The sequence below is a fragment of the Microvirga sp. M2 genome (genome assembly GCF_047497095.1).
Lineage (GTDB): Bacteria > Pseudomonadota > Alphaproteobacteria > Rhizobiales > Beijerinckiaceae > Microvirga.
Genome location: NZ_CP134064.1, coordinates 721,795 through 741,562, shown reverse-complemented (window position 1 = coordinate 741,562; position 19,768 = coordinate 721,795). Strand labels below are relative to the sequence as shown.

The window sequence follows — 19,768 nt, the reverse complement described above, 5'->3', positions numbered from 1 at the left end:
TCGAAACGACGACATTATCGCTGCAGCTTGTGCTTCGACGTGCTTGAGGACGCGCCCGGGACCGCCCCGGGCGCGGCACCGACCGACAAGCCCGCCCTCGCGGCGGCGATGTGACGACGCATGGTCAGCTCGGCCAGCTCCGCGTCGCGATCCGCCAGGGCGTCCGCAATCCGGCGGTGTTCGACGAAGGCGCGCCGCACGCGCCCGGCAATTCGCCTCTGCCGACGGCGGCACAGACGGATGAGATTGTAATACTCGCCGCAGAGGAGATTGATGAGGGTCTCGTTGCGGCTGCACTTGACGATGAAAAGATGAAAATCGTCGTCGGGATCGCCCTGAAGATCCTCGATGTTGAAGGTGCTTTCGTCGAGATGGGCCTCATGCCGGGCCAGGATGAGCCGCAGCTGCTCGATTTCGGCGTCGCTGATCCGGATTGCCGCTTCCCGCGCGGCCATTCCTTCGAGCGCCTCGCGCACCACGAAGATCTCCTGGATCTTCTCGGGCGTCAGCTCGATCACACGGGCGCCGACATGCGGGGCGCGCGTCACGAGCTTCCGCTCCTCCAGACGGCTGATGGCCTCCCTCAGAGGAGCCCTGCTGGTCCCGAGCTGTCGCGCCAGCTCCGGCTCGCTCAGCTTCTCACCCGGCTGGAGCTGCCCCCGCAAGATGGCATCGCTGAGCTGGTTCAGGATGCGGTCGGCCGTGGTCAGCCTCTCATCCGCATCGTTTGATGGCTCTCCTGACATTCGGCGTCTCCTCACCCAGGTCTCTACACTCCTCTCGGCTCAATCGTCAAGAAGTGTCGACAATATTTGGATTATTTGGCCATATCTTGTCACAATAGCCGTGCCAGAGAGCGCAATTGTCGACATCCATGCTTGACAATCCATCGGCTCCGGGATCGAATGAGAGACATGCAGCGTGCAATATCGATCCGCTGCCAACAACAAGCCGCCCAACTGCGTGGAGAAGGCGGCCGTCAATCGATGAACCCAAGCAGCACGCCGCTGCCAGAGGCATCTCTGTAAAAAACGCTCCGGAGGAACCATGCCCTACTCTCGCAGAACAATCCTGCACACCGCCGTTGCAACTGTCTTCGCAACGATCCTTTCGACTGCCGCCATTGCCCAAGACAAGGACTTCAAGATCCTGATCCCGAGCGGTCCGGGCGGAGGCTGGGATCAGACGGCGCGCGCCATGCAGCAGGCCATGACGCAATCAGGCGTCGCCAAGGGCGTGCAGGTCACGAACGTTCCGGGCGCCGCCGGAGCCATCGGCCTCGCTCAATTCGTGAACAACACGAAAGGCGATCCCAGCCAGCTCATAATGAGCGGATCGGCCATGGTGAGCGGAATCCTGACGAACAACGCACCGGTCAAACTCGATCAGGTGACGCCGATCGCTCGCTTGATGGCGGAATACCTCGCCGTCGTGGTACCGCCGGATTCTCCGATCAAGACGGCGAAGGACCTGATGGATCGCGTGAAGGCCGATCCCGCCAAAGTCACCTGGGGCGGCGGAGCGGCAGGCGGGATCGATCATGTCGCCGTAGGCCTGTTCACGAAACTGGCCGGAGCGGATCCGGCAAAAATGAATTATGTCGCCTTCTCGGGCGGTGGTGAGGCCCTCGCGGCGATCCTCGGCGGCAAGGTGACGGCCGGCATCTCCGGCTACGGCGAGTTCGAAAGCCAGATCAAGGCCGGCAAGCTGCGCCTGATTGGGATCACGTCGGCCAGCCGCATTCCCGAGATCGATGCTCCGACTTTCAAGGAACAGGGAGTCGATCTCGAGGTGTTGAACTGGCGCTCGGTGATGGCGGCGCCCGGCATTACGCCCGAACAGAAAAAGGACATCATGACGACCATCGAGGCGATGGCGAAATCGAAGGAATGGCAGGAGATTCTCAAGCAGAAGAACTGGGCCGATTCCTACCTGCCGGGCGACGCCTTCGCCAAATTCCTGGCGGAGGATCAGGCGCGCACCAAGGAGGTTCTGACCTCCCTGGGACTTGTCAAATCATAGGCGGACGTCTCCGCGCTCTCCGACAAACGCCGCGCCTTCGCGCGGCGTTTCCTTATCTCGCGCCATTCTCGGCGGCGTGGCTCCGGTTCGCCGTCCGACGATGCAACACAGCGCCGATGCCGGTCAGTTCGGCGCCGCGCAGTCCCGGTGTGAGATCGGGAACCAAACGGCGACAGTGTCCGTTGGTCGCCCTGGCTCTCGGTGTCGGAGCAGCCGGTTTGCGGTCGTTGCTTTGGTTTGGAGTTTCCTTCATGCGACAAGCCCCGAAATCATCTCGATACGCGCAGGACGAAAGGGCCCGGCCGGCCATCGAAACCTTTCCGGTCGCGTGAAGGTGTCCGATGCGGGACAACCAGCACAGCGTCGGGGAAGAGCATAAAGGCACGCGATCGGCCCCCGTCCATGCCTATCTGTACGACGCGGACGGCCATGATCGCGAGGTGGCGCTCGACGGGCTGTGCATCCGGGATCTCGGCTGGCGCAACCTGCTCTGGGTCGATGTGGGCACCCGGGACCGTCAGGTCCTCGAGCCCCTGGTCGGGCTGTTCGATCTCAAGAGGGATTCACTTCGCGAGTTGCTGCGCCCGCAGGACGACCTCTATCTCGACAATTATGGAGAATATTTCCAGTTCGACGTCATGGCGCTCAGCCCGGCAGGCGAGAGCGGACACGAGGCATTGCTGCCGAGGCACCGGGCCGTGCACCTGGAATTTCTCGTCGGGCCGCGATGGATCATGACCGTCCATGACGCGGACCTGCCGTTCCTGAGAGCCTTTCGCGAACAGGACAAGGGCGAAACCCTGATCGGCGCCTTGAGCCCGCCGGCCCTTGTGGCGTCGCTCCTCGATTGGCATCTCACCGCCTATTTCGATGCCCTGGCGGCCCTTGAGGCCTTCCTCGACCGCCTGGATGAGACCATGCTGACCCGCGCCGCCAAGCGCAGCCTGCTGCCGGGCGTCGTCGAGGTGCGCCGGCGCGTGTCGCGGCTCCGGCGGCTGCTCGCGTCGCACCGTCTCGTGTTCTATGGCCTGTCCCGGCCCGATTTCGCCCACGTGGTGGAATCGGACGCATCCTCGCATTATCGCTCCTTGGAGCGGCGTTTCGAGCGAGCGGTGGACGCGGTCGATCATGCCCGGGATCTCGTCAACGGGTCCTTCGACCTCCTTACAACACGCACGGCCGAGGCGACCAACGACTTGGTGCGCCGCCTCACCTTCGTCACCCTCCTGCTGGGCGTGTTCAGCGCCATTGCCGGCATTTTCGGGATGAATTTCGAGATCCCGTATTGGCATTGGGGAGCGGAGGGCTTCTGGGGCGTGATCTCGGCCCTGGTGGCCGTGAGCATCGGCGTGACCGTGATCGCCCGGCGCAGAAACTGGATCTAGAGCATCGGACGCGGGAAGTGGGAACCGGTTTTGCGTGCAAAGATGCTCAAAAGCATCAACTGACAGCATCGGATGTGGGTTCGAACCCACATCCGATGCTGTGGAGCTGATCCCACTGGCGTGGAATCGGCTCATTTCTTTGGTGTACCGCATCCTTGACGGCGAACCGAAGCCCCTTCGCCGAAGAAGGCTCCGGGCCTTGACGTTCAGATGGCCTTGACGTTCAGATGGCCTGGACGAGCTGATCGATGCTGGCCTTGGCGTCGCCGTAGAACATGCGGGTATTGTCCTTGTAGAAGAGCGGGTTTTCGATTCCGGAATAGCCCGTCCCCTGGCCGCGCTTCGACACGAAGACCTGCTTGGCCTTCCAGACCTCGAGAACCGGCATCCCGGCGATCGGGCTGTTCGGATCCTCCTGGGCCGCCGGGTTCACGATATCGTTCGAGCCGATGACGATGACCACGTCCGTCGCGGCAAAGTCCTCATTGATCTCGTCCATTTCCAGCACGATGTCATAAGGAACCTTGGCCTCCGCGAGCAGCACGTTCATGTGCCCCGGCAGGCGGCCGGCGACCGGATGAATGGCGAACCGCACCTCTTTGCCCTTGGCGCGCAGCCGCCGCGTCAGTTCCGACACCGATTGCTGGGCCTGCGCCACAGCCATGCCGTAGCCCGGCACGATCACGATGCTGTCCGCCTCCTCGAGCGCCGCCGCCACGCCGTCGGCATCGATGGCGATCTGCTCGCCGGCGATCGCCATGACCGGACCGGCGGTGGTGCCGAACCCGCCGAGGATCACGCTGATGAAGCTGCGGTTCATCGCCTTGCACATGATGTAGCTCAGGATGGCACCCGAGGAGCCGACCAGCGCGCCCGTGACGATCAGAAGATCGTTGCCGAGGGTGAACCCGATGGCTGCGGCCGCCCAGCCCGAATAGCTGTTGAGCATCGAGACCACCACGGGCATGTCGGCCCCGCCGATTCCCATGATCAGATGATAGCCGATGAAGAACGCCAGAAGCGTCATCGCCACCAGCGTCCAGATGCCGGCCCCGTTCACGTACATCACGCCAAGCGCCAGCGAGAGCAGCGCCGCGCCGGCATTGAGCCCATGCCCGCCGGGCAGCTTCTTCGCCTTGCCGCTGACCTGGCCGGCGAGCTTGCCGAAGGCGATCACAGAGCCGGTGAACGTCACCGCGCCGATGAACACGCCCAGAAACACCTCGACCTTGAGGATCGCGATCTCGACCCCGGTCTTGTGCGCGAGCACCCCGGCAAAGCCCGTGAGCGCCTGCCGCGCGGCCTCGTCCAGGGCGAGCACGCGGGTGAGTTCGAGTTCGGCATTGAAGCCGATGAACACGGCCGCGAGACCCACGAAGGAGTGCAGCGCCGCCACCAGCTGCGGCATCTCGGTCATCTCGACCCGTTTCGCCACGTACCAGCCCAGGCCCGAGCCGATCACCAGCATGACGGCGATGACGGCATAATGGCCGACGCCGGGGCCGAACACGGTCGCGCCCACCGCCAGCGCCATGCCGGCCATGCCGTACCAGACGGCGCGCTTGGCGCTCTCCTGGCCCGACAGGCCGCCGAGCGACAGGATGAACAGGATGGCGGCCGCCACATAGGCCGCGGAGACGATTCCAACGCTCATCGGACGATCCTACTTCAAGACTTCTGGAACATGGCGAGCATCCGGCGCGTGACCAGGAAGCCGCCCACGATGTTGATCGTGGCGATCAGGACCGACAGCGCGGCGAGAGCCATCACGAGCCAGTGGCTCGACCCCACCTGCAGCAACGCGCCCAGGATCACGATACCGGAAATGGCGTTGGTCACGGCCATCAGCGGCGTGTGCAGCGCATGGCTCACGTTCCAGATCACCTGGAAGCCGACGAAGCAGGCGAGCGCGAAGACGATGAAATGGGCCATGAAGCTCGCCGGGGCGTAGGCTCCCATCAGGGCGACCAGGAGGCCGCCCAGGACCAGCAGCCCGACCTGTGCCCTGGTCTGGCTCCGGAAGGCTGCCACCTCCTGCGCGCGCTTCTCCGCGGGGGTGAGCTCCTTCGGCTTTTCCTTCGGTTTGGCGGCGGCGATCGCCCGCACCTTGGGCGGCGGCGGCGGATAGGTGATGGCCGCCTCGTGCGTCACGGTCGCCCCGCGGATCACGTCGTCGTCCATGTCGTGGACGATGGCGCCATCCTTCTTCGGCGTCAGATCGGCCACGAAGTGGCGGATGTTGTTGGCATAGAGGGTCGAGGCCTGAGCGGCCATGCGGCTCGGGAAATCGGTGTAGCCGACGATGGTGACGCCGTTCTCGGTCACGATCTTCTCGTCGGGCACGGTCAGGTCGCAGTTGCCGCCGCGCTCGGCCGCGAGATCGACGATCACGGAGCCGGGCTTCATGGCCTCGACCATGTCGTGGGTCCACAGCTTCGGGGCCGGCCGTCCGGGAATCAGCGCGGTCGTGATGACGATGTCGACCTCGGGCGCGAGCTCGCGGAACTTGGCGAGCTGCTTCTCGCGGAACTCGGGGCTGGAGGGCGCGGCATAGCCGCCGGTGGCGGCGCCGTCCTGCGCCTCCTCGAACTCCAGGAACACGAATTGGGCGCCCATGGACTCGATCTGCTCGGCGACCTCGGGGCGCACGTCGAACGCATAGGTGATCGCGCCGAGCGAGGTCGCCGTTCCGATGGCGGCGAGCCCCGCGACGCCGGCGCCGACGACGAGCACCTTGGCGGGCGGGATCTTGCCGGCCGCCGTGACCTGGCCGGTGAAGAAGCGGCCGAAATGGTTACCGGCCTCGATCACGGCGCGGTAGCCGGCGATATTGGCCATCGAGGAGAGCGCGTCCATCTTCTGGGCGCGGGAGATGCGCGGCACCATGTCCATGGCGATGAGGGTGACGCCTTGCGCCCTCGCCAGTTCCAGGAGCTCGGCATTCTGCGCCGGCCAGAAGAACGAGATCAGCGTCTGGCCGGGACGCAGCTGCGCGACCTCGGCCGCGACAGGCGGCTGGACCTTCGCCACCACCTCCACGGCGGCGAGCAGGGATGCGGCATCCGGCACGACGGTCACGCCGGCCTGAGCGTAGGCCGCATCCGACAGTCCCGCGCTCGCCCCGGCCCCGGCCTCGACAAAGCACGCATGTCCGAGCTTCTGCATCTGACGCGCGGATTCCGGCGTCAGAGCGACACGCCTCTCGCCAGGAGAGATCTCCTTGAGTGCCCCTATCTTCATCGTCTGAGATCCTTAGAAACGTCGGTGAGCCCGGCCGATCATGCCGTCGCGGAACATCGCCGGCAAGCGGGTCGGCCGAGCCGTTGAGGCGGGCGGCCCGCCGGGACGAGACCCGGCGGGATTGGAATATGGGCTTCTAGAGTATCGGACGCGAAAAGTGGATTCCACTTTTCGCTAGCACGGCTCCCTGGGGTCCGCACGATGGGCCGGCGTTCAACGTTGCGCGAGCCTAATGCGAGACAAGAACGCCCTTGGACTCGAAGATATCGCGAATCTGCCGGACATAGCCGTGATAGGCCTTGTCCTCGTGCGTCCGCGTCCATTGGCGGGGGCGTGGCATGTCGATCTTGAGGTCGAGATCGACACGGCCGGGGCGCGGCGACATGACGAGCACGCGATCGGCCAGGAACACGGCTTCGTCGATGCCATGGGTGATGAACAACACGGTATTTCGAACCCGCAGCCACATCGATTGCAGATCCATGATCATCTGCTCGCGCGTCAGGGCATCGAGGGCGCCGAAGGGCTCGTCCATGAGGAGCAGACCCGGCTCCTGGATCAGCGCCCGGCAGATCGCAACGCGCTGACGCATGCCGCCCGAGAGTTCGGAGGGATATTTATTGCCGAAGCCTTTGAGGCCGACCTGCGCGAGTAGCTCCTCGGCCCGCGCGCGGTATTTGGCAAGATCCAGGTGCTTGATCTCGATGGGAAGCAGGATGTTGTCGAGGACCGTGCGCCAGTAGAGAAGAAGATCCGATTGAAAGACCACCCCGGTCTTGGGGTGGGGCCGGTTGACCTTTTCGCCGTCGATCGCGATGTTGCCGGTCGAAGCAGGTGTCAGACCCGCGAGCAGCGAGAGCAACGTGCTCTTGCCGCACCCGCTCGGTCCGACCACCGCCACGAAGCTTCCCGGCTCGATGTGGAGATCGATTTTGTCGAGGGCGAGGACGTCGTCGTCCTCTCGCGTCTGGTAGCTTTTCGAGAGCCTCGATATGTCGACTGCGGCCCCGCTGGTCTGGCTAGAGATACCCATTGAACTGCCTCACTGTACGTCCCTTGATGTGACCGAACGCCATTCGCGTGTCTCACTTGCACCTGTCTTACTTGGCAGCATCGCGCTTGTAGGTGACGCGAGACTCCACCATATCGACGACGAAGTACAGCAGAACGCCGATCGCCGAGATCGTCACGACCGTTGCGAAGTTGAGCGTGGTGTCGAACAGCGAGTTCGCCTGAAGCTGCAGATATCCGAGGCCCCGTTCGGCGGAAACGTATTCGCCGATGACCGCTCCGATCACGGCCAGAGAGACCGCCACCTTGAAGCCCCCGAAGATGTTCGGCAGCGCCGCGGGAAGGCGGATCTTGAAGAAGATCTGCCATTCGTTCGCCCCCATGGAGCGGGCCAGGTTCACGAGATTCTTGTCGAGGGACTGCAGGCCGACGACGGTCGAGATCACGATCGGAAAGAAGGAGATCAGGAACGCGAGCGTGATCTTCGGTGCCCAGCCGTAGCCGAGATACAGGACGAGGATGGGCGCGAGGGCGACCTTCGGCACCGTCTGCAGCGCAACGAGGATCGGGTAGATCGCCCGCTCGAAGGGCTTGGAATAGAAGATCGACAAGGCCAGCGGAATGCCGATCGCCGCTCCGAAGGTGAATCCCGCGATGACCTCGAAAAGCGTGACGTAGGAATGGGCCGCGAGCAGCGGAATTTCGCTGACGATGCGCTTTGCGATCGCCAGCGGCGTCGGCAGAACGAACTCGGAGAGGCCCAACAGCGGAACCAGGGCCTGCCAGGTCCCGATCAGGACAGCCGCCAGGATGAGCGCCGAGTAGCGCTCCATCCATGTGCTCCGTGCCTTTTTCTTGCGCTTCATGCTCTTCGACTGCTTCCCCAGCGCCTGACCGACGCCGACAATATCTGTGCTCGCCACCGTAGCCTCACTGCTTCAGAAGTTCGTTGGTGTAGAAGGAGGACAACGGCTTGACGCTGCCGATATCCTCGTCGAGCTTGATGAGCTCGATCGCATTGGAGATGACTTTCTCGTCGATCCAGCCCATGGGCTTGCCGTCCGGACTCGGCATCGACGCGGAAGTCGCCTCGATCTGCTTCTGGATGACCTTGTCGGACGGACCGCCCTGCCAGACCCCCTTCAGGACCGCCGTCGCGCCGGCGGGATCGGCTCGGGTCGCATCGATCGCTTTTGCGTTCGCCGTGAGGAACTTTCTGAGTGTCGCTCCCTTCTTCTCGATGCCTGAATTGCTGGCCACAAGGGCCAATCCAGGCACTCCCAGCCCGTATTCCGGCAGGTCGAGGGTCGGGAACGTGGTTCCGGTTCGCTCCTCCAGCACGGGAAGGTCGTTGGTCCGGTAGACGCTGACCACGTCGACCTGCTTCTGCAGGAATTGAGGAACCCGCGACTGCGCATCCATCTGGATCTTCTTGACCTTGCTGCAATCGACCTTGTTGATGTCGCAGAAGGCGCTGAGGTAGGAGGTGCCCGTCTCGCCGACGGCATGGGCGACCGTCTTGCCCTCGAGATCCTTCGGCGTCTTGACCGGTTTGTCTGGATGCGAAATGAGCGCGATGGGCGTCGTGGGCTGATACAGGGCGATGATCTTGACGGGCATCCCTTTCTGAATGGCCGAAATCGCGAAGATCCCTGGGAGCACGACGACATCTTCCTGGCCCTGGATCAGGGCGCCGAGCGCGGCCTGTGCGCCCGCCCCTTCGCCGAGCTTCGGTGTCAGGCCCGCGTCCTTGTACAGCCCTTTCTGCTCTCCCAGATAGAAAAAGCCGTATTCGCCCTTCAGCTTCCAGCTGAACCGGACATTGATGTCCTCGGCCATCGCGCTTTGACTTGCCAGGGTGGCGGCGATGACAGCACTCGCCGTTAGCGCAACCCTTCGAACGAGACCTGCGGCATGAGACATTCTTCCCTCCCGAATACGACGCCCTGTGGCGCCATCTTTCTCTGAGCGGCCTGCCCTCTTCTATGGTGAGCGTGGAGGCATTTACGAACCGCAGACTTGATCTCATGTTGTGATCACAAATTGACGGTGTCAAGGGCAAGTTTCAGTCGTCTGTCGTTCGAAACGAACTCTCCCGCGAAAGACATCTGCGGCCTGCCGTGATGCTATAGCGTGGGTGAAAGAGACTTGTCGTCACGGCGGTCGGCGGCCCGGAGCATCGGACGTGACAAGTGGATTTGCACTTTTGGGATCGATGCGATGCTCCCTTCCTGGAAAGAGCGCATCGTTCCGGCGAAAAACCGGGTCCACATTCTCGCACGATGCGCTCGCGAAACCGACGGGGCCGATCGGGATTGCCGGACCAAACCTTCCTTCGAAGGACGGGGAGCAGCGCTCCCGCCCAACGGGTCTCGAGGAGCATGCCGGCATCGACCGCAAAAATGGGAACCGGTGTTGCGGGCAAGGTTGCACGCCAGGGCAATCGACGGCAAGGGCCTGCCCGGCGAGATCGCAAATCGGCATCCGCGCTTTCCGGAGGCTTCTTGGCGGAGGCTTCTTGGCGGAGGCTTCTTGGCGAGGAGAATTCGTTTCGCCGGCAGAAAAATCATGCGGCAAACCAAGGGGCGGAATGCCGATCCCGCCCCGTTGGAATCAACTTGGGTGCGTGGACGCGAAGGTGCTGGGCAGCGATTTCAGGATGGCGCTTTTGCTGAGATTGCGCGCGATGAAGACCAGCCATCCCTTTCGCCTGCCGTCGGGCCAGGCGGGCAGATATTCCGGGGGATAAACGACGTGCTGCACGCCGTGGATCACGAGGGGGCGCGGATCGCCTGCGACCGGCAAGAGTCCTTTCACGCGCAGGACGCTCCGGCCGCGGTTGACGAGGAGCAGCTCCAGCCATTCCACGAAAGACGGCCAGTCGACTTCGCATGCGACATCGACCGTGAATGTCTCGATCCCGTCGCTGTGCCGGCCGACCGGCAGCGTGGTCGACATCTGGGCATAGCCCGGCTCCCAACTCTCCCGCTCTTCGAAGATATCCTGTGCGCGCGGTATCGCGTTCTTGCGTGAGACGAGCGGGCTGACGCGCGGATTGATCCTGGAAATACCGAGCCTGACGGCATCGAGCTGCCATGGCTCGACGATGTCCGACTTCGTGATGAGGATGGTATCGGCCAGGGCGACCTGCTGGCTCGCCTCCGCGAACCGCCCGATGCTGTCGAGGCCGCTGACGGCGTCCACGGCCGTGACGATGCGCCCTGCCCGGTAGCCGCGCCGCAGGCGAAGGTCGCTCATCACCGCATGCATGATGGGGGCGGGATCGGCAAGACCCGTGGTCTCGACGACGACCTGGCGAAAGCGCACCGCGTCTCCGCGCTGCGCCATCGCCAGGAGGTCCACCAGGGTCGATACGAGATCGTCGCGGACCGCGCAGCACAGGCACCCGGACGAGAGCAGCACGGCATCTGCCGAAACTTCCCGCACGAGAAGATGATCGAGCCCGACCTCGCCGAACTCGTTGATGACGACGGCCGTATCGGCCAGGTCGGGTTGACCGAGGAGGTGCGTGAGAAACGTGGTCTTGCCGCTTCCGAGAAATCCCGTCAGCACATGAACCGGTATTCTCTGATCGGTTTCGGAGGACGACGTCCGCACGGTCAGGCGACCTCGAATATCGCATCCACCTCGACGGCGACGTTGCGCGGCAGGGAGCTGCAGCCGACCGCCGCGCGGGCATGACGCCCCGCCTCGCCGAAGACCGCCACCATCAGGTCGGACGCGCCGTTGATGACCTTGGGATGATCCTCGAAGGCCGGATCGGCATTGACGAAGCCTCCGAGGCGCACGACCCCCACGACCCTGTCGAGATCGCCGTTCAGGGCATGCCGAAGCTGTGCCAGGATGTTGACCGCGCAAAGGCGGGCCGCGGCTTGGCCCTCTTCGATGGATATGCCCGCGCCGAGCTTGCCGGTGAACTTGTCCTGGCCCCCTTCCCGAGGCACCTGCCCGGACACATACACCATGTTGCCCACGCGCCGCGCCGGCACATAGTTCGCAGCCGGAGCGACCGCGTCGGGCAGGCTGATGCCCAGCTCGGCCAACTTATGCTCGTATCGTCCCCCCATCACACACTCTCCTCAAGATACCTTGCGGGCCAAAAAGTCGAATTGCAGCTCCTGCCCCATCGTGAAGGGCAGCTCGATGCCCTGCGATCCGGCGACGCTGAGCAGCGCCCGGCAGGTCGTCCGGATGTCATGGATCACCCCGCGCTTCGCGGCCGTGGCGTTTCCCGCCTTCAGGGCCGTCAGGATGGCCTCGTGGTCGGATGCGTTCCACGGCATGGAGGGGATCAGCAGCGACATGTACATCGTCGGCCCGAACTGCAGCCAGAGAGACTCGATGAGCGGACTCAGCACTTCGGATTCGGCGGCGTTGTAGAGCGTGAAGTGGAATTCCTGATTGATCGAAAGGCAGTTCATGATGTCGCGCCGTTCGATCGCCGCGAGCAGGTGCTTGTTGATCTTGGCAAGCTCGGTCATCAGGCCCGGCGTCGTCTTTTCGACCGCGAGCTCGGTTGCCATGCCCTCCAGCAGCTCCCTCACGGCGAAGAGATGGCTCAGCTTTTCGGGGTTGAGGCGCGGCACGCGGACCGAGCCGCCCTTCGTCTCCTCAAGGGCATTCGCCGCGACGAGCCGGCTCAACACCTCCCGGACGGGCATCGGGCTGGTTCCCAAAGCCTCGGCGAGCTTGCGCAGGCTCATCACCTGACCGGGCAGAAAAGCGCCGACCATAAGGCCGCGCCGCATGTAGTTCAGAACATGCTCATGGACATGGCCGCGCTCGGGCTTGGTCTGCGCGGGTTTTTCGGTCTTTGATTTGTCGCTCATCGCTGATCCATATTCCGCGCCTTCCGTCTCTTGTCCGAGGCTCTCTGGCTTCGCGGCACGCGGCCCTGAAAGAGTCCTTCAGGCGCCCTCCCCGAAGCGGGATCTCGGCGGTGGAGAGTTGACGGCGCCGGGTTTGTGATCTCATAGTGTGATCAATATTCCAAACCATGCGCGATGGCAACCTGTATTCCCATCCCGCCCTCAAGCGGCCTCACAGCGCGGCCAACGCGGACGCCACGATGCATCATAACACCGCCCTCATCGACAGTCATGGAACGGCTTCCGGCTCTGCCGCCCGGCCGGCGGTTCCCCGAGAACTCTCCAGGTCATGACGAGCCGCGGCATGCCGATGCCGGCTCTCACTCAGGCGATCCTCCGGGAGACGGTTGCCGCCCATGCGGCGCGGGGGCGCTACGTCCTCGGCAATGTGCGCCTCGATCCTTCCACGATGGAGGGATGCCTCACGCCGGCCGCAGGCGCGGATTTCGTCCTCGCCGACCTGACCGTCGAGGCCGGAAAGATCGCCAGGATCGCTGCCGCGCGCCCTGCATCCGGACGCTCCGGCCAGGATGACGCCCCTGTCGTCGATATCGGCGGACAGGTGGCGCTTCCCCTGTTCGTCGACTGCCACACTCATCTCGACAAGGGCCACATCCTGCCCCGGACGGGAGACGTCGATGGCGCCTTCGCGACAGCGTTGTCCGCCGCCAAAGCGGACCGGGAGGCGAACTGGTCGTCCGACGATCTGTTGCGCCGCATGGATTTCTCCTTGCGCTGCGCCCATCACTACGGGACGAGAGCCCTCCGGACGCATCTCGACTCGCAGCCGCCGCAGGACGCGGTTTCGTGGCCGGTCTTCCGGGAGCTTCGGGAGCAATGGCGCGGTCGTATCGACCTGCAGGGCTCCTGTCTTTTCGGCATCGATTTCGCCCGCGACGAGGCGTTCCTCGCGCGTATTTCACAAGTGGTCGCCGCCAGCGGCGGCGTGCTCGGCGCGGTCGCCTATCCTGTCCCCGATCTCGACAGGCTTCTCGACAGGATGTTCGCGGCCGCAGGACGCTACGGCCTCGATCTCGATTTTCATGCCGACGAAACGGCAGACCCGTCGTCGGATTGCCTGCGGCGCATCGCTCTTGCCGCCCTTCGGGCCAAGCCGCGTGGAAACGTGCTGGTCGGACATTGCTGTTCCCTCGCCGGCCAGCCCGCATCGGCGGTCGACGACACGCTCGGCCTCGTGGCCGAGTCCGGCATCGCGGTCGTGTCGTTGCCCACCTGCAACCTTTATCTGCAGGACCGACGGCACGACGGCACGACGCCCCGGTGGCGCGGCGTCACGCTTCTGCACGAGATGAGGCGCCGCGGCATTCCTGTCGTGCTCGGTTCGGACAATACCCGGGATCCGTTCCACGCCTATGGCGATCTCGACATGCTCGAGACCTATCGCCTCGGCACGCGCGTTCTTCATCTCGACAACCCGACCGGGACCTGGCCGACGACCGTTTCGACGATCCCGGCGGCCATCATGGGGCTCGACCGGACCGGAGCAATCCGCGAAGGGCAGAGGGCCGACTTCATTCTGTTCGAGGGCCGTTCCTGGTCCGAGATCCTGTCGCGCCCGGAAAGCAACCGCGTCGTCATCCGCGACGGCTGCCCGCAACCCTCGTCCCTGCCGTCCTATGCAGAGCTCGACGGGCTCGCCGGCCTGGCTCCGGATTGACCCCGACAACAGTTTCGCCCGCCGAGGGAACGGCGGGCGAGCGCATCCAGAAGGAAGCATCGGATTCGATCCCAAACGTGGAATCCACGTTTCACGTCCGATGATCGAGAACGACGGGAAGACGATACCGTCGTCAAACGGCAGCGCCGACCTGATACAGCTCGACCTTGGTTCCGTCCGGATCGGCGATGTAGATCGTCAACCCGTAAGGGCCGTTGTGGAGTTCGTTGTAATAGCGCACACCGGCTTTCTTGAGCTTGGCGTCGAGCGACCGGACGTCATTGACCTCGAACGCGATGTGGTCGAGCTGACGATGACCGGCCTCGCGGCCGTTAATGAGCGCGATGCCCTGATGGAAGGCGGTGAACGGCCGTCCATCGGCGAGCGGCTTGGCCGGCCTGATCGTGAACCCGAGCAGGTCGGTGTAGAAGTCGACCGACTTCTCGATGTCGGACACCATGATCAGCTGATGACCGTAATTCGTCACGCGGGGCTTTATCTGGTCGCCGATCCAGTCGAGAACCTCCGACGAGGAGGCCACCTCGCAGAAATACTGCTTCCAGACCTGCTTGGCCGTGGCTTCCCAATCCGAATTGACGCCGGAAATGCAGTCGTCGACGGCGACGACGTCGAGATCGCGGAGATAGGCTTCACGAATGCTCGTCTCCACGCACGCATTGGTCGTGGCCCCCGTGACGAAGAGGTGCTGCGTGCCGAGCATCTTCAGCATCATCTCGAGGCGTGTCTCGTAGAAGGCTCCGAAACGGTGCTTGCGGATGACGAAGGACGGATCGAACGCGGCCAGGGGCTTGAGCTCGTCGATGATCTCCTCGTCCCAGCTGCCTGCCAGGGCCGAGACCTGCTTGCGGCGCGCCGTATGGCCCAGAAGCTTCTTCTTGGCGCGATTGTGGTCGAGGGCGAAATGCTCCTGCATCGTCCAGATCACCGGGATCCCGACATCCTGGCATCGCTCGATGAGCCGGGCGAGCGGCGGAACGATCGACGCCAGGCGCTTCGTGTCGACCCCGGAGATGCCGAGGGTGCCCTTTTCATGGATGAAGGCGTTCTGCAGGTCGATGACCAGCAGCGCCGACTTGCGGTAGTCGAGGACTTCCAAGCTCATCTGTGTTCCTCCGGCTTGTCGTTCTTGTTCTCGGCCATGTCGATGCCGAGAACGCCGCCGCGCCCCCAGCTGTCCTTGGCGGTCTCATGGATGACGACGTGCAGATGATCGGGCTTGCAGGCGGCCTCTTCCACCATGGCCTTCGTGATGGCCCTGACGAGGTTGCGCTTCTGCTCGACGGAGCGCCCCTCCCACATCTCGACGATGACGAACGGCATGTCTCTCCCCTTCCTTCTCTCTGGATGTTGTTCTAGCCGGCCCAAACCGGCGCGGCCGGTGCGAAGCCGGTGACGAAGTCGTTGTCGCCTTTGTCGCTTCCGCTGATGAGCCAAAGCGGACGGTTGGCGTAGTTGATCAGGACCTGCTCCTCCATGCAGAGGCTGTGGGCAGGATGCTGCGGGTCGCGATCGAAGCGGCTGGTCGCCGGCATGATCCTGACGACGAAGAGCGGCTCCGACGGCTTGAACTCATCGAGCGCCTCCGGTCCGACCGCATGGATCCCGACGGCTTTGGGATGCGGCCGAGCGGATCCGACCGGGAGCAGCACCACGGCCCCGGAAAGCGGCGACACCGGCCAGTAGCGCCCCTCCCTGCCGTCTTGGAGGAACGCGGCGTAGCGGCCCGCCTCCACGAACAATTCGCTGTCCCAGAGGATGAGATCCGGTCCGAGGATCGCCCGTGCGGCGTCGATCACGGGCTGGCTCTCGCACAGTTCGAGGAAGCACCAGGGATCGGTCAGCCCGATCCCATGGCCCCATGGGTTGTGGATGCCCGACAGTCTTTCCTGACGGATCGTACCCTTGCCGGCGACGATCGCCGCCACCGCCCCGAGGACCGACAGTCGCCCGGGCATCAGCGGGTCCCGGCCCGCAAGATCCGGCTGGAAAGACGGAGTCGCTGTCATGACGGCAGCGTCACGCATCGGCCGCGGCCGTAATGCCTTTCGGCGACGGCGCCCTGCTCGTAGACGACCTCGCCGCGCGCGACCGTCATGACGGGCCAGCCTTTCAGCGTCCAGCCTTCATAGATGCAGGTGCCCTTCCCGGTGTGATTCACGGTGCGCTCCTCGTCGAGGTCGACGAGCACGAGGTCGGCGTCGAAGCCGACATCGATGTGGCCCTTGCGAGGCCAGAGGCCGAAGCGGCGCGCGGGATTGAACGAGTTCATCTCGACGAGACGGGTGAGCGGGAGTCCCCGCTGATGCACCCCGAAATGGAGCATCAGGGACAGCTCCCAGGGGAAGGACACGACACCCGGGAACTCCGTCCACAGATCCTCGCCCTTCTTGGGCAGGAAGGGCACGTGATCGGTCCCCAAGCTGTAGACCGAACCGTTCAGCATGCCCTTCCAGAGACCCTCGAGTTCATTCCGATCCCGCAGCGGCGGCGAGATCTTGGCCCGCATGTCGAGATCCTCGTCGTAGCAGGTCCGCGTGAGATAATGCGGGCAGGTCTCGACCGTCACGTGAACGCCGCGGGCTTGCGCCTCCGCCGCGAGCACCGGTCCCATGCCGACCGAGGTGTGGACCAGATGCAGAGAGCACCCGGTCTTCTCGGCGAGGAAAATCATGCGGCGGATGGTCTCCACCTCGCAGAAGGCAGGACGCGATTCCGTGTAGGCGCCGAGATCCTGGCGGCCCGACGCAGCGATTTCCTTCTTGATCCAGGAAGCGATCTGCGTGTTCTCGCAGTGAACGTTGATCACGCCTCCCGGGACCTTGGACAGGATGCGCATGGCGGCATAGACCCAGCCGTCGGTCGCCGGCACGATGCCGATCGGATTGTCCGGCTCGTAGCCGAAATAGCATTTGAACGATTTGACGCCCGTCTTGGCGATGATCTCCGGAATCTCGGCGATATGTTCCTCGCGCTGGATGCCGAAATGAAAGCCGAAATCGACGACGGAGTTTTCCTCTCCGATCGCCTTCCGCTCCTCATAGAAGGGCAGATAGGATTCCTTGAGGTTGCGAATGTAGAGCAGGACCGTCGTCACGCCGCCCGATGCGGCGGCCGCCGTCTCGGTCCGCATGTCCTCGGCGAAGGGAAACTTCACGCCGAGATGGCAGTGCGGGTCGATGAGGCCCGGCATCAGGACGCGCCCTTCGGCGTCGATCGTCCGGGTGGCATCCGGCAGAACCGCGTCGGCTCCCGTGAGGACGATCTTGCCTCCCTGAACCGCCACACCCCCATGGAACTCGCCGTCGTGACGAACGACGCGGGCATTCTTGATGACCAAATCCGCTTTCATTGCCTTTGCTCCAGAATCCCTTCAATCCGACGACGAATGCCGCTCCACTGGCTGCGACCGACGGTGATGGGAGCCCGCGCCCCCATGCCGCGCGCCCAGATGGCCTTGAGTCCCCTCGCGGCCGCCGCCTCCCGGTCGATGGTTCCCGGAGGTGCCGCCACGTCGACGAGGAGCGCGTGTTTCGGCAGGAGAGCGAGCTGCTCTGCACCGATCAGCGGCTTGGGAACCGTCCCGATGACGATGTCCATCTCAGGCAGGATCTGGGAAAGCTGCTCCAGCGTGAAGGATTCCGCGCCGGCCGCATAAGCGGCTGCCCGCTGCACGGGGTTGCGCGCCGCCACATGGACCTTCGCGCCGAGAGCGACGAGCGTGCTCGTCAGGAGCGACCCGATCGTGCCTTGGCCCACCAGGCAGATATTGGACTTGTGGATGGTGATCTGCGTGTTCTCGATGATGACCTTGAGCACGCCCTCGACGATCGCGGGGCCGCGCAGCAGCATCAGGTCGACATCCCATTCGTACTCGTGCAGCGTGATGCCGAGCGCCTCGCAATGAGCCTTCAGGTTCGCGTCGGCCCAACCGAGAATGATGTGCCCGGGTGTTCTCATGCCCGCCAGCATGTCCCGCGTCGGGACGATCTTGCCCGGAGCCTTCGGGGCGAACAGCGCGCCTTCCGCCGAGATGCCCGGAATGGGAAAGAGGGCGATGTCGGCGCCTGTCAGAGCGTCCGCGGCGTCGCGGGCATGATAGACCCCTTCGATGCCCTCTTCGGGCCATGGAAAACCATAAGCCCGGACGGCGGCTCCGGCCTGAACGGCGCAGCGTGCGATCTCCTGCTCCCGCGCGTCGCCCGCCACGATGGCGATCACTGTATCGTGCCAGCTCATCACATTCTTACCTTTTCAATGACCTGCTGCTTGGACAGCCCGGCAATTCCCATCGCTTCCGCCGTGCGCCCGCCCTCGCGGTAGTCGGTTCCGACGGCAATCTGAGCCAGGCGATAGAGTGCCTCCGCGACCGGAGCTTCGACCTTCGCGATCCGGGCGAATTCCAGGAAAGGCAGCAGGCCGTGACCGAAATCCTCTTTGTAGTAGCGGTTCTGCAGCGAATCCGGCCCCTTGATGCGGCTGTTGGCCGTGCCCCCCGAAATCGCCGCGCGATAATCGGCGGTATCCGTCACGTCGGGTTCGACCGTGCCGAGGAGCTTCATCTCCTCGATGAGATTCGGGAGCTTGTGCCCGAAGGCTTCGGCGACCGCGAGGCGCTCCCGGTCGAGCTGCTGCATGACGCGGGCCACGCCAGGCGTCATGGCATCGACATAGAACGTGAAGTCGCCGCCCGTGGCTTCCACCCAGGCGGCCGCCAGAACGGCGCCCGGCGGATGCAGGATCATGTTGACGTTGGAAAGATCGGACGCAATCACGTCCTCGACCGGGACAAGACCGGGATAAAGCGTCGCGGCGACCTCGATGGCACGGGCGCCGCCCTTGAGGCTTGCAGCCTTCAGGTGCTTTGCGCGTCCGCTGATCGTGACGCCGTCAGGGCGGTATTTCCGCGCCACGTAGGTCATCGTCGAGAATTCGACCACGGGAGGCGCCGCCCGGCCGCTCCGGGAGAACGTCTCGGCGAATTCGAGCGCTCCGCCGGTATGCCCGGGATTGAGCACCACGAGCTTGTCGGAGGGCCAGCCGGCGGCGGCCAGGGCGGCCGCCATCGCGGAATGCGTGAATGTCGGCAGCACGACGACCGCCACGTCGACGCCGGAGATCGCCGCCTTGAGATCGGTGGTGATCAGGGCCGGTTTCGCGACGCCTTCGCCGAGCTTGCCGTCGTAAGCGATTCCGCCGAGCCGGACATGGGGCTCCAGAGTGTCGGCCGAGCGTGCCCAGAAGTGGACATCGTGGCCTGCTTGAATGAGCTCGACGACAGATGCCGCGCCGCCTGCTCCTGCGCCCAGTACTGCTGCTTTCATGTCGTTCCTCCGAGGGCGGAAGCGCAGTCGTATCGCCCGGTCCCGTGAGGCACCGCCGACTCTGCCTTCTCGTCTCCCTGACTTGGCCTTATTATTTGATCACAGTTTATGATCACATACGTGCTTGTCAAGCACGAGAACGAAATTTTGCCGTCGTCGCGCATGGGTCGAAACCACTGCGGGCGCCCGGCGAATATCGCC

General features: G+C 64.1%; 18 protein-coding genes. 3 read left to right on the top strand and 15 right to left on the bottom strand.

What is annotated here, in order from left to right; translation table 11 throughout:
• Nucleotides 1-14 precede the first annotated feature (14 nt).
• The gene (locus RE429_RS23040; RefSeq protein WP_414475669.1) at nt 15-746 is read right to left on the bottom strand and encodes a GntR family transcriptional regulator; all 732 of its coding nucleotides are present in this window, start codon (nt 744-746) and stop codon (nt 15-17) included.
• Between the two features lie 301 nt (nt 747-1,047).
• Here RE429_RS23040 and RE429_RS23035 point away from each other — a divergent pair, with 301 nt between their 5' ends.
• Both RE429_RS23035 and RE429_RS23030 read left to right on the top strand, forming a co-directional pair.
• Nucleotides 1,048-2,022 (top strand): Bug family tripartite tricarboxylate transporter substrate binding protein, encoded by a 975-nt coding sequence (locus RE429_RS23035; protein ID WP_414475668.1) that lies wholly within the window; start codon nt 1,048-1,050, stop codon nt 2,020-2,022.
• 341 nt (nt 2,023-2,363) lie between these two features.
• Nucleotides 2,364-3,407 carry a magnesium transporter CorA family protein gene (locus RE429_RS23030; protein WP_414475667.1) on the top strand — a complete coding sequence of 348 codons (1,044 nt, stop codon included), beginning with the start codon at nt 2,364-2,366 and terminating at the stop codon, nt 3,405-3,407.
• 223 nt (nt 3,408-3,630) lie between these two features.
• Here the strand turns inward: RE429_RS23030 and RE429_RS23025 are convergent, their stop codons facing one another.
• The 8 genes from RE429_RS23025 to RE429_RS22990 all read right to left on the bottom strand — a co-directional run bounded on the left by RE429_RS23025 (nt 3,631) and on the right by RE429_RS22990 (nt 12,508).
• The gene (locus RE429_RS23025) at nt 3,631-5,061 is read right to left on the bottom strand and encodes an NAD(P)(+) transhydrogenase (Re/Si-specific) subunit beta (protein WP_414475666.1); all 1,431 of its coding nucleotides are present in this window, start codon (nt 5,059-5,061) and stop codon (nt 3,631-3,633) included.
• Nucleotides 5,062-5,075: 14 nt separating this feature from the next.
• Entirely contained in the window at nt 5,076-6,647 is a 1,572-nt protein-coding gene (locus RE429_RS23020) for a Re/Si-specific NAD(P)(+) transhydrogenase subunit alpha (RefSeq protein WP_414475665.1), read from the bottom strand.
• A gap of 229 nt (nt 6,648-6,876) precedes the next feature.
• Complete coding sequence (locus tag RE429_RS23015) at nt 6,877-7,680, bottom strand: ABC transporter ATP-binding protein (RefSeq protein ID WP_414475664.1); 804 nt, start codon at nt 7,678-7,680, stop codon at nt 6,877-6,879.
• Between the two features lie 67 nt (nt 7,681-7,747).
• Entirely contained in the window at nt 7,748-8,581 is an 834-nt protein-coding gene (locus tag RE429_RS23010; RefSeq protein ID WP_414475663.1) for an ABC transporter permease, read from the bottom strand.
• Between the two features lie 7 nt (nt 8,582-8,588).
• Nucleotides 8,589-9,581, bottom strand: a complete 993-nt coding sequence (locus RE429_RS23005) for an ABC transporter substrate-binding protein (RefSeq protein ID WP_414475662.1) — start codon at nt 9,579-9,581, stop codon at nt 8,589-8,591.
• A gap of 690 nt (nt 9,582-10,271) precedes the next feature.
• Nucleotides 10,272-11,276 (bottom strand): CobW family GTP-binding protein, encoded by a 1,005-nt coding sequence (locus tag RE429_RS23000; RefSeq protein WP_414475661.1) that lies wholly within the window; start codon nt 11,274-11,276, stop codon nt 10,272-10,274.
• Between the two features lie 2 nt (nt 11,277-11,278).
• Entirely contained in the window at nt 11,279-11,746 is a 468-nt protein-coding gene (locus tag RE429_RS22995) for a RidA family protein (protein WP_414475660.1), read from the bottom strand.
• 12 nt (nt 11,747-11,758) lie between these two features.
• Nucleotides 11,759-12,508, bottom strand: coding sequence for a GntR family transcriptional regulator (locus RE429_RS22990; RefSeq protein WP_414475659.1), 750 nt, complete (start codon nt 12,506-12,508; stop codon nt 11,759-11,761).
• 349 nt (nt 12,509-12,857) lie between these two features.
• On the opposite strand from RE429_RS22990, the gene RE429_RS22985 reads away from it, so the two are divergent.
• The gene (locus tag RE429_RS22985) at nt 12,858-14,225 is read left to right on the top strand and encodes a cytosine deaminase (protein ID WP_414475895.1); all 1,368 of its coding nucleotides are present in this window, start codon (nt 12,858-12,860) and stop codon (nt 14,223-14,225) included.
• Between the two features lie 133 nt (nt 14,226-14,358).
• Here RE429_RS22985 and RE429_RS22980 read toward each other — a convergent pair whose 3' ends face one another.
• The 6 genes from RE429_RS22980 to RE429_RS22955 are packed head-to-tail and all read right to left on the bottom strand — an operon-like array spanning nt 14,359 to nt 19,567.
• Complete coding sequence (locus RE429_RS22980; RefSeq protein ID WP_414475658.1) at nt 14,359-15,348, bottom strand: isochorismatase family protein; 990 nt, start codon at nt 15,346-15,348, stop codon at nt 14,359-14,361.
• Entirely contained in the window at nt 15,345-15,566 is a 222-nt protein-coding gene (locus RE429_RS22975) for a 2-hydroxymuconate tautomerase (RefSeq protein ID WP_370435472.1), read from the bottom strand. Before RE429_RS22975 ends, RE429_RS22980 begins: the two co-directional genes overlap by 4 nt.
• A gap of 32 nt (nt 15,567-15,598) precedes the next feature.
• On the bottom strand, nt 15,599-16,252 hold the full coding sequence (locus RE429_RS22970) for a resolvase (RefSeq protein WP_414475657.1): 654 nt from the start codon (nt 16,250-16,252) through the stop codon (nt 15,599-15,601).
• The gene (locus tag RE429_RS22965) at nt 16,249-17,595 is read right to left on the bottom strand and encodes a dihydroorotase (RefSeq protein WP_414475656.1); all 1,347 of its coding nucleotides are present in this window, start codon (nt 17,593-17,595) and stop codon (nt 16,249-16,251) included. Before RE429_RS22965 ends, RE429_RS22970 begins: the two co-directional genes overlap by 4 nt.
• Complete coding sequence (locus tag RE429_RS22960; RefSeq protein WP_414475655.1) at nt 17,592-18,482, bottom strand: dipicolinate synthase subunit DpsA; 891 nt, start codon at nt 18,480-18,482, stop codon at nt 17,592-17,594. Before RE429_RS22960 ends, RE429_RS22965 begins: the two co-directional genes overlap by 4 nt.
• The gene (locus RE429_RS22955; protein WP_414475654.1) at nt 18,482-19,567 is read right to left on the bottom strand and encodes an NAD/NADP octopine/nopaline dehydrogenase family protein; all 1,086 of its coding nucleotides are present in this window, start codon (nt 19,565-19,567) and stop codon (nt 18,482-18,484) included. Before RE429_RS22955 ends, RE429_RS22960 begins: the two co-directional genes overlap by 1 nt.
• Nucleotides 19,568-19,768: the final 201 nt, after the last annotated feature.

Coding starts and splice junctions, on each gene's coding strand:
- RE429_RS23015 (WP_414475664.1), bottom strand. CDS start 7,680: ATGGGTATCTCTAGCCAGACCAGCGGGGCCGCAGTCGACATATCGAGG.
- RE429_RS22975 (WP_370435472.1), bottom strand. CDS start 15,566: ATGCCGTTCGTCATCGTCGAGATGTGGGAGGGGCGCTCCGTCGAGCAG.
- RE429_RS23025 (WP_414475666.1), bottom strand. CDS start 5,061: ATGAGCGTTGGAATCGTCTCCGCGGCCTATGTGGCGGCCGCCATCCTG.
- RE429_RS23035 (WP_414475668.1), top strand. CDS start 1,048: ATGCCCTACTCTCGCAGAACAATCCTGCACACCGCCGTTGCAACTGTC.
- RE429_RS23030 (WP_414475667.1), top strand. CDS start 2,364: ATGCGGGACAACCAGCACAGCGTCGGGGAAGAGCATAAAGGCACGCGA.
- RE429_RS23040 (WP_414475669.1), bottom strand. CDS start 746: ATGTCAGGAGAGCCATCAAACGATGCGGATGAGAGGCTGACCACGGCC.
- RE429_RS22990 (WP_414475659.1), bottom strand. CDS start 12,508: ATGAGCGACAAATCAAAGACCGAAAAACCCGCGCAGACCAAGCCCGAG.
- RE429_RS23020 (WP_414475665.1), bottom strand. CDS start 6,647: ATGAAGATAGGGGCACTCAAGGAGATCTCTCCTGGCGAGAGGCGTGTC.
- RE429_RS23005 (WP_414475662.1), bottom strand. CDS start 9,581: ATGTCTCATGCCGCAGGTCTCGTTCGAAGGGTTGCGCTAACGGCGAGT.
- RE429_RS22970 (WP_414475657.1), bottom strand. CDS start 16,252: ATGACAGCGACTCCGTCTTTCCAGCCGGATCTTGCGGGCCGGGACCCG.
- RE429_RS22995 (WP_414475660.1), bottom strand. CDS start 11,746: ATGGGGGGACGATACGAGCATAAGTTGGCCGAGCTGGGCATCAGCCTG.
- RE429_RS22985 (WP_414475895.1), top strand. CDS start 12,858: ATGCCGGCTCTCACTCAGGCGATCCTCCGGGAGACGGTTGCCGCCCAT.
- RE429_RS22980 (WP_414475658.1), bottom strand. CDS start 15,348: ATGAGCTTGGAAGTCCTCGACTACCGCAAGTCGGCGCTGCTGGTCATC.
- RE429_RS22955 (WP_414475654.1), bottom strand. CDS start 19,567: ATGAAAGCAGCAGTACTGGGCGCAGGAGCAGGCGGCGCGGCATCTGTC.
- RE429_RS22965 (WP_414475656.1), bottom strand. CDS start 17,595: ATGAAAGCGGATTTGGTCATCAAGAATGCCCGCGTCGTTCGTCACGAC.
- RE429_RS22960 (WP_414475655.1), bottom strand. CDS start 18,482: ATGAGCTGGCACGATACAGTGATCGCCATCGTGGCGGGCGACGCGCGG.